The organism is Butyrivibrio proteoclasticus P6B7 (genome assembly GCF_000622085.1).
In the GTDB taxonomy this organism is placed as follows: domain Bacteria; phylum Bacillota; class Clostridia; order Lachnospirales; family Lachnospiraceae; genus Butyrivibrio; species Butyrivibrio proteoclasticus_A.
Genome location: NZ_JHWL01000045.1, coordinates 1 through 7,354 on the forward strand (window position 1 = coordinate 1; position 7,354 = coordinate 7,354).

Annotated in this window: 6 protein-coding genes; all 6 read left to right on the top strand. The window is 45.9% G+C overall.

What is annotated here, in order from left to right; all coding sequences use genetic code 11:
* Positions 1–497: 497 nt before the first annotated feature.
* The 6 genes from T541_RS0116255 to T541_RS0116280 all read left to right on the top strand — a co-directional run bounded on the left by T541_RS0116255 (position 498) and on the right by T541_RS0116280 (position 7,165).
* Complete coding sequence (locus T541_RS0116255) at positions 498–1,190, top strand: hypothetical protein (RefSeq protein WP_026653648.1); 693 nt, start codon at positions 498–500, stop codon at positions 1,188–1,190.
* A gap of 85 nt (positions 1,191–1,275) precedes the next feature.
* Positions 1,276–2,700 carry a methyltransferase domain-containing protein gene (locus T541_RS21225; protein WP_081780005.1) on the top strand — a complete coding sequence of 475 codons (1,425 nt, stop codon included), beginning with the start codon at positions 1,276–1,278 and terminating at the stop codon, positions 2,698–2,700.
* A gap of 53 nt (positions 2,701–2,753) precedes the next feature.
* Complete coding sequence (locus tag T541_RS20055) at positions 2,754–5,105, top strand: TIM-barrel domain-containing protein (RefSeq protein ID WP_034467688.1); 2,352 nt, start codon at positions 2,754–2,756, stop codon at positions 5,103–5,105.
* Positions 5,106–5,121: 16 nt separating this feature from the next.
* Positions 5,122–5,886, top strand: coding sequence for an inositol monophosphatase family protein (locus T541_RS0116270; RefSeq protein WP_026653650.1), 765 nt, complete (start codon positions 5,122–5,124; stop codon positions 5,884–5,886).
* Between the two features lie 127 nt (positions 5,887–6,013).
* Positions 6,014–6,673 (top strand): flavin reductase family protein, encoded by a 660-nt coding sequence (locus T541_RS20060; protein WP_051212503.1) that lies wholly within the window; start codon positions 6,014–6,016, stop codon positions 6,671–6,673.
* Between the two features lie 78 nt (positions 6,674–6,751).
* Positions 6,752–7,165: a GNAT family N-acetyltransferase gene (locus T541_RS0116280; RefSeq protein WP_026653651.1), complete on the top strand. Its 414-nt coding sequence runs from the start codon at positions 6,752–6,754 to the stop codon at positions 7,163–7,165.
* The last annotated feature ends 189 nt before the right edge of the window (positions 7,166–7,354 follow it).

The following is a 7,354-nucleotide window of genomic DNA, read 5'->3' on the forward strand; positions in this document are numbered from 1 at the left end:
TTTGCGAGATTCAGTACTGCTTAAAAAGCAAAAATAAAGATATAGACGTAGCACATTTTTTTCTTGGCATCCAAAATTTGAAAAGCTCTAAAAAAAGCCGTAAACTCTGGGAAATGTATATACCACTCGCCATGCGCGCCAAGGCGAATTCATAGAATGCTGACGCATTCTATTTCATCCGTCTTGTCGCCCTATAGGCTGATTCCGATATGTGCCGATTTGTGAGCAAGCTCCCATCGGCCCAATCGGAAATCATCCTGCATGGCTCGTTATATCAGAAGTTAATCGTACAAAAGCATTTTGATAGCATTAGCTTTTTCTCAACTTTTATTAGAGGCAAAGTTGAGATTGTAAAAGAAATTAATGAAAATATTTAAGATGCGTTAGGCTCATATCAAATGATATGGGCCTTTTGTTTTTAGTAAAAGTCTCTTTTTTTCTGCCTTTGGACATAGTATCATAAGTGATATGTAAGTCTAATGGGGGAGAAGCAGTCTATGAAAGTTCTTTTTATTGGAAACAGCCACACTTATATGAATGATATGCCTGAGCTCACAAGGCGCATGATCGAGGACGCTACCGGGCAGCCTTGTTCTGTTACTATGCTTGCCTATTCAGGGAGATCTCTTAAATGGCACATGGAAGAGGAGTATTTCTCAGAGCGCTTTAGCATCTTACACGGCGAATATGACTTCTGCGTGATCCAGGAGCAGGCCCATCCTATGCCTGATGAGCAGGATACTATAACAAACGCCAGCAGGATAATCGAATTGTGCAAAAGAGCTAATACTAAACCGGTCATCTTTGAAACCTGGGCAGAAAAAAGAAAACCTGAGAACCAGGCGGAGATGAATCGCAGATACAGAAACCTTGCAGAGAGCAAGGACGTGCTCCTTGCTCCAATTGGAGAAGTGTGGAGTGCAGCCATGAAGGAGTTATCAGACCTTGGCACAGACCTATATTTCTGTGATGGCGAGCATGCTTCAGCCGTTGGCGACTATCTAGTATCAATGGTCCTTACAAAGACAATCACAGGTAAACTCCCATCTGAAGATTTTATAAAAGCAATTGATTTTTCCACACCGGATAGCAACTGGATTCCCGTAAAAGAGAACGTGGACGATGAGACAGTTACGATATCTAAGGCTGTTATAGAAATAATAAGAAAACATGTTGAGGAGGACACTTAAGGCAATGGCTGATAGTGAAGACCTTATTAACCAGGAAATGACATCAGTTGCCTGATTAGGACAGTTTAAACAGAAAGGGGAGATTATGAGAAAAGAACTATTGGCAGTATTTAGCGGATTTCCAGACCACCATTTTTCCAAGGAGATCGCGGAGAGGCTTCGCGGGGAGCTTACGGAGCGAAAGAGCATAGTGTTCATCACAGCATGTCCCCTTGATTATGAGCAGAATGACGATGACTGCGAAGGCATGTATCAGATGTTCGCTGAGCAGGGATTACCTTTTGATAAGCACTGCGTGATCGACAAGCGCACAGATCCAGATGTGGCAAAAGAGCTAGTTCAGACTGCGGACTGTATCTTCCTCATGGGAGGAGGCGCCTGTGAGGATCAGCTTAACCTGATCCGCAAAAAGGGCTGCTACGAAGCTTTGATAGATTGCCATGCCGCTATCCTTGGCGTCAGCGCAGGATCCATGAACATGGCCTGTAAGACAGTGGATTTCTTTGAATCAATGGAAGCCTTCGACGGACTGGGCTTTACCAACATCACAGTTAGCTGCCATCATGACCTGGAGGACACATGGCGCTATGAGCAGACCCTTAGGATGTCCGAGGACCGCACGGTTTACGCTATGGAGGATATGAGCGCTTTCTTTATCAAGAGAGGCCGTACCGACGTGGTGGGAACGATCTACCGCGTGGAGAATAGAGAACTTCACGTCCTTACCCAGGAAGATATCAAAGAACTTGAACAGGACGAGTTCCGAAGAGTGTTTGACACTATCCCTGATCAGTTCGACAAATTCCGGCCTCGCTACAGTGAAGAGCTTTTCAATTACCTGAATACGGAAGCTGGAATCGGACCTGGTAAAAGAGTTCTGGAAATTGGCCCGGGAACAGGTCAGGCCACAGAACCTGTGCTTAGAACAGGTTGCGAATACCACGCCATCGAGCTTGGCCAGCATCTGTACCGCAAGATGAAAGAGAAATATGGCGAACTGCCTAACTTCAACATTGTTAATGACGATTTCATCACCCATGACTTCGGTGACATGAAATTTGACATGATATATTCCGCTGCTACGATCCAGTGGATTCCTGAGACTGTGGCCTTCACCAAAACATTCGATCTTTTAAAACCAGGCGGAACCCTGGCAATGATGCTTACAAGCGCTGACTACAAGTCAAGCAACGAACCACTGTACGCCAAGATCCAGGCCCTGTATGATCGTTACTACAAACCAGACATGCAGTATACCCACGGGAAATTCCGCTACACCGCAGCTCCAGAGTATGGCTACACAGAGGTGCAGCGCCATGATTTCAAGGGACAGCGCGTGTTTACCGCCGATGAGTATGTACTGTTCTGCGGAACCCACAGCGACCATGTGGTGATCCCGGAGCCCCTTCGCACAGAGTTCTTCGAAGGCCTCCGCCAGGCAGTCCTTGAGGCAGGAGACCGCATCGTTTTCAACGACACCTATATCCTATACATAACCAAGAAACCATGAACTACAGTGACGGAGTCATCGGGGACGGTTCTAAATGACTTAAGGAGGAGAATATGTTAGAAGCAGTTAAGTCAGTCAGCAGAGAAGTAAAACATGTTGAGAGAAGGGGAGATGTTCTTGCGCTTGTTTCAGATTATGGCACGCTTTTCTTAGAGCCTAAGACTGATACAATAGTTCGCGTTACATTTTCAACTCAGAATAAAAGATCCGACAAGGAAAAGCCAGGAGTTATCTACGATAGCTCTTTTTCCGATTGGACCTATGAAGAAGATGTCGATGAGGTCAGGCTATGTCTTCCGAGTTTAACAGTCCATGTTAAAAGAGCTACCTCAGCCATCAGCTATTATGACAACGAAAAGGGTCTGATCTTCACAGAGAATCAATATGATCCCAGAGAGTTTGAGGAATTTGATACCTACCGCCTTGCAGACGTGGAGCAAAAGACCAGAACAATACAGACTGCAGATGGTGTAAAAGAGGTTGTGGAGGAACCCCTTAAGGTCTTTGCAGGAAAGAGCTACCATATACGTCTACATTTCGACCTTCAGGAGGAGGCACTGTACGGCCTTGGGCAGCAGGAGAAGGGCTTTGGTTCCCTTCGTGGCAGGACACTCTATATCCACCAGGCCAACAGGAAGATTGCTGCTTCTCTATTTACATCCACAAAGGGCTACGGAATCCTGGTTGATACCTACAGCCCCATGATCTTTAATGACGACCATCACGGCACTTACATATATGTGGAAGCAGACCAGGAGCTTGATTACTATTTCATTGCGGGAGAAGCAGGAGCTTGGAATAGCAAAGGAACATGTGATGATACTTGCTCCACCACAGCCATGAACAATGTTATAAAAGGCTACCGTCTCCTCACGGGAAAGGCAGCTCTTTTACCCAAGTGGGCCTTTGGCTATGTTCAGTCCCAGGAGCGCTACGAGACTCAGGAGGAGATTCTGTCCGTGGCCCGCAGATGTAGGGAAGAGGGCTTTGGCCTTGATTGCATCGTTCTTGACTGGATGAGTTGGAAGGACAATGAATGGGGTCAGAAATCCTACGATGAAGCAAGATTCCCAGAGCCATCCAAGATGATCAGTGAGCTTCATGATGAGAACGTTCATTTCATGATCTCCATCTGGCCCACCATGGCTACTGGCACTGACAATCACAACGAATTTGCAAAAAGAAATCTCTTTTTACCGGCTTGCACAGTGTATAACGCCCTCAGTAAAGAGGCAAGAGAGCTTTACTTTGAGCAGCTTAAGAGAACTCACTTTAGTTACGGCACTGATGCCTGGTGGTGTGATAGCAGCGAGCCCATAACTCCTGAGTGGAATCATAGCTTCAGGATGGAAGAGGGAGCTCTTTTCCAGGACTTCTGCAAGGAAATGGGACTTCGCGTTCCCTATGAATATACCAATAGTTATCCGCTGTACCATGCCATGGGCATTTATGAGAACCAGAGGAAGGCCATGGCAGAGGGCATGGGGCCTGAGAAAAGAGTCTGCAACTTAACCCGTAGCTCTTTTACCGGACAGCAAAGATACGGAACCGTCATGTGGTCTGGAGATACGGCGGCAAGCTGGGAGACACTCCAGGATCAGGTGGCAATTGGACTGCACTTTAGCGCTTCCGGAATGCCTTTTTGGACCATGGACATCGGGGCATTCTTTGTTAAAAAATCCAATACCTGGTACTGGAACGGCAGGTACGATGCCTGTGCAGATAATAAGGGCTACTGCGAGCTCTACGTTCGCTGGTATCAGTTCGGAGCCTTCCTTCCAATGTTCAGGGCCCACGGCACAGACTTTAGAAGAGAGCCCTGGACCTTCGAAGGCAAGTTTAAGGAGGCACTTCGCAAGGCCAATAAGCTTAGATACAGCCTGATGCCTTACATCTACTCCGAGGCAGGCAAGGTCTGGCGCGATGATAACTCCATGATCAAATTCCTTGCCTTTGACTTTGGACAGGATAAAAAGACCTGGAACATCACTAATCAGTTCATGTTTGGCGATAGCCTTATGGTCTGCCCAGTGCTTAAGCCTATGTACTATGACCAAGACGGCCAGGAACTTAGAGACGTGCCTAAGGCTAGACGCGTTTACTTCCCAGAAGGCTGCGACTGGTACGACTTCTATACAGGCGAGAAGTATGAGGGCGGCAGCAGTGCTGATGTAGAAGCTCCTCTTGACGTAATCCCAGTCTTTGTCCGCGGCGGAAGCCTTGTTCCGGTTAGAGAGCCAGCTCTTTCTACAAAGGAGCAGACTGGCGCCATCGACTTCAAGCGCTTCGCAGAAGACGACGCCCCAGCCACCTACACCTTCTACGATGATGACGGCGATGGCTACGATTACGAATCCGGCAACTACACCTACAAAGAGGTGAGCTACGGGGACGGTTCCAAATGACTTAAGGAGAGAATAAATGATAGAAAAGATAATAGAAATTGCCAAGGAAGCCGGCGAAATAATGGTTAGTGCCAAGCGTCCCAAAATCATGGAAAAGTCAGGGCACGCCAATTTCTGTACCGAGACAGATGAGAAAATTCAGGAATTCCTGATAGATAGACTTGGTAAGGTCTTCCCAGAGGCTCAGTTCCTTGGTGAAGAGGATGGCAAGGATGAGTTCTCAGAGAAGATGGAGAGCGGCCTTTGCTTTGTCCTTGACCCAATCGATGGCACCAGCAACTTCATCTACGAATACAGACCTTCCGTGGTGTCCATAGGTCTTTTGAAGGACGGAAAGCCCTACATGGGAGTTGTCTATAACCCCTTCGATGATATGTGCTTCTCTGCAGAGGCTGGATGCGGCGCGTATATGAACGGCGAGAAGATCATGTCATCAGAGCTTCCGCTGTCCGATTCGCTGGCATGCTTTGGCACTGCACCATATTATGAGGAGCTTAGAGACAGATCTTTTAACCTGGCAAAAGAGCTACTTCCACTGTGTGTAGATCTTCGCAGATCCGGAACAGCCGCCTGGGACATGTGCTGCGTGGCCCTTGGAAGATGCGGGCTATATTTTGAGCTTAAATTGCAGCTTTGGGACTATGCGGCAGCAGCCCTTATCGCCAGTGAAGCAGGATGCAGTATCACTGACATCGATGGCAAGCCTCTAACATTTGCTGGCCCAACATCAGCGCTTTGCATGTCACGAGGCATCACCGAGATTCCAAAATGTTTTAGATGATATACGGGGACAGAGTTAGTGGATCATTTCATTCAATTTCAGTATTATAGACAATGACAAATCGAAGGTTGTCGAGATAATTGAAGTCGATTCTTATGTTGATTTTAGTACGGAGGGAAGGAAAAAGATGAAATACCAATACAAAGAAATGCCGGAATCTATGAAGGGGACATACGGAGAATTTGCAAAAAACTTCGGCTTTGATTGGAAAGAGTTTATTATGGGAATCCCGACGCCGATGTTTCTTGTCACAACATATAAATCTAACGGACAGCCCAATGCTACGATGCAGTCATGGGCAGGGTTTACGAGTGCGAATCATGGGTGCGGGTATTACGTGATTCTATGCAGCGTGAATAAGTGTGGACATCTTTACCAAAGCCTAAATGAAAAGAAGGCAGCTGTGCTGAATTTCATGTCTTCTGATTTATACAAAGCCTGCATGAAGACGATACAGAATAATCAGCTCGAGGCAGATGAGATAACTTCATCAGGGCTTACTGTGGAGAAAGCTTCATGGATAGAAGCGCCGATGGTCGCTGAATGTTTCATGAACCTTGAGTGCAAGTATTTGTGGGAGAAAGAAATCGTACCGGGTGATGATCATGTTATGATTTGCCTTGAAGTTGTAGGCGGGCATATAGAGAAGGATTATATAGAGGATATGTTCGGAGACAAAGGGATTCTTTACAATGTCCATTATCCTATAAATCCGGAAAATGTGAAAGAAAAAGGCTGCGATTATGTAGCTGCACTTAGGAAAGTAAATCAATCCTACGAATATTGATCATCTACAAGGCAGCGCAATGCTAAAGCAGTGACAAAATAAATACAAAACATTAAATGATCAGTTGGGAGAATTGGAATGCTAACATATTGTAATAATCTATCGGTAAAGGATTACTGTGATCTTCGGACATCTGTTGGCTGGCCGTTCATCAGCGATGATCAGGCGCAGTCTGGATTGGACAACTCAGATTTTATTATTTCCTGTGTGGATGAAGGGAAAACTGTTGGCTGCGCAAGGATATTTTGGGATAAGGGTTATATAGCTTACCTTGCGGATGTAATTGTAAATCCGGAATATCAGGGGCAGGGTATCGGCAAGAAAATGGTGCAGGAATGTATCAAGTATATTGACAACCAGCTCAAGGAAGGCTGGCGTATAAAGATAGTTATTGTGGCATCAAAAGGAAAAGAGGCGTTTTACGAGAAACTTGGCTTCAGGGCCCGCCCAAATGACAATGATGGCCCAGGAATGGATATGTGGAGAGAATGACAGAGCGAATCATTGATGAAGAGTATTAAATTCCAGTTTAAACTACAACCAAACTCAGTTTAAAAGTTGCATGTTCTGAGGATTATCTGGTTGTTTTTCCTTCTGGTTAAATGGAGGATTTTACGGCCCTATATTCATTTTCTGTAAAAAAGATGTAGAGATTTTTTCGGGCCAACGTCTTTATTTTTG

Bases quoted from the DNA above. Each gene is read 5' to 3' on its own strand.
- T541_RS0116270 (WP_026653650.1), top strand. From the start codon at position 5,122: ATGATAGAAAAGATAATAGAAATTGCCAAGGAAGCCGGCGAAATAATG.
- T541_RS0116280 (WP_026653651.1), top strand. From the start codon at position 6,752: ATGCTAACATATTGTAATAATCTATCGGTAAAGGATTACTGTGATCTT.
- T541_RS20060 (WP_051212503.1), top strand. From the start codon at position 6,014: ATGAAATACCAATACAAAGAAATGCCGGAATCTATGAAGGGGACATAC.
- T541_RS21225 (WP_081780005.1), top strand. From the start codon at position 1,276: ATGAGAAAAGAACTATTGGCAGTATTTAGCGGATTTCCAGACCACCAT.
- T541_RS20055 (WP_034467688.1), top strand. From the start codon at position 2,754: ATGTTAGAAGCAGTTAAGTCAGTCAGCAGAGAAGTAAAACATGTTGAG.
- T541_RS0116255 (WP_026653648.1), top strand. From the start codon at position 498: ATGAAAGTTCTTTTTATTGGAAACAGCCACACTTATATGAATGATATG.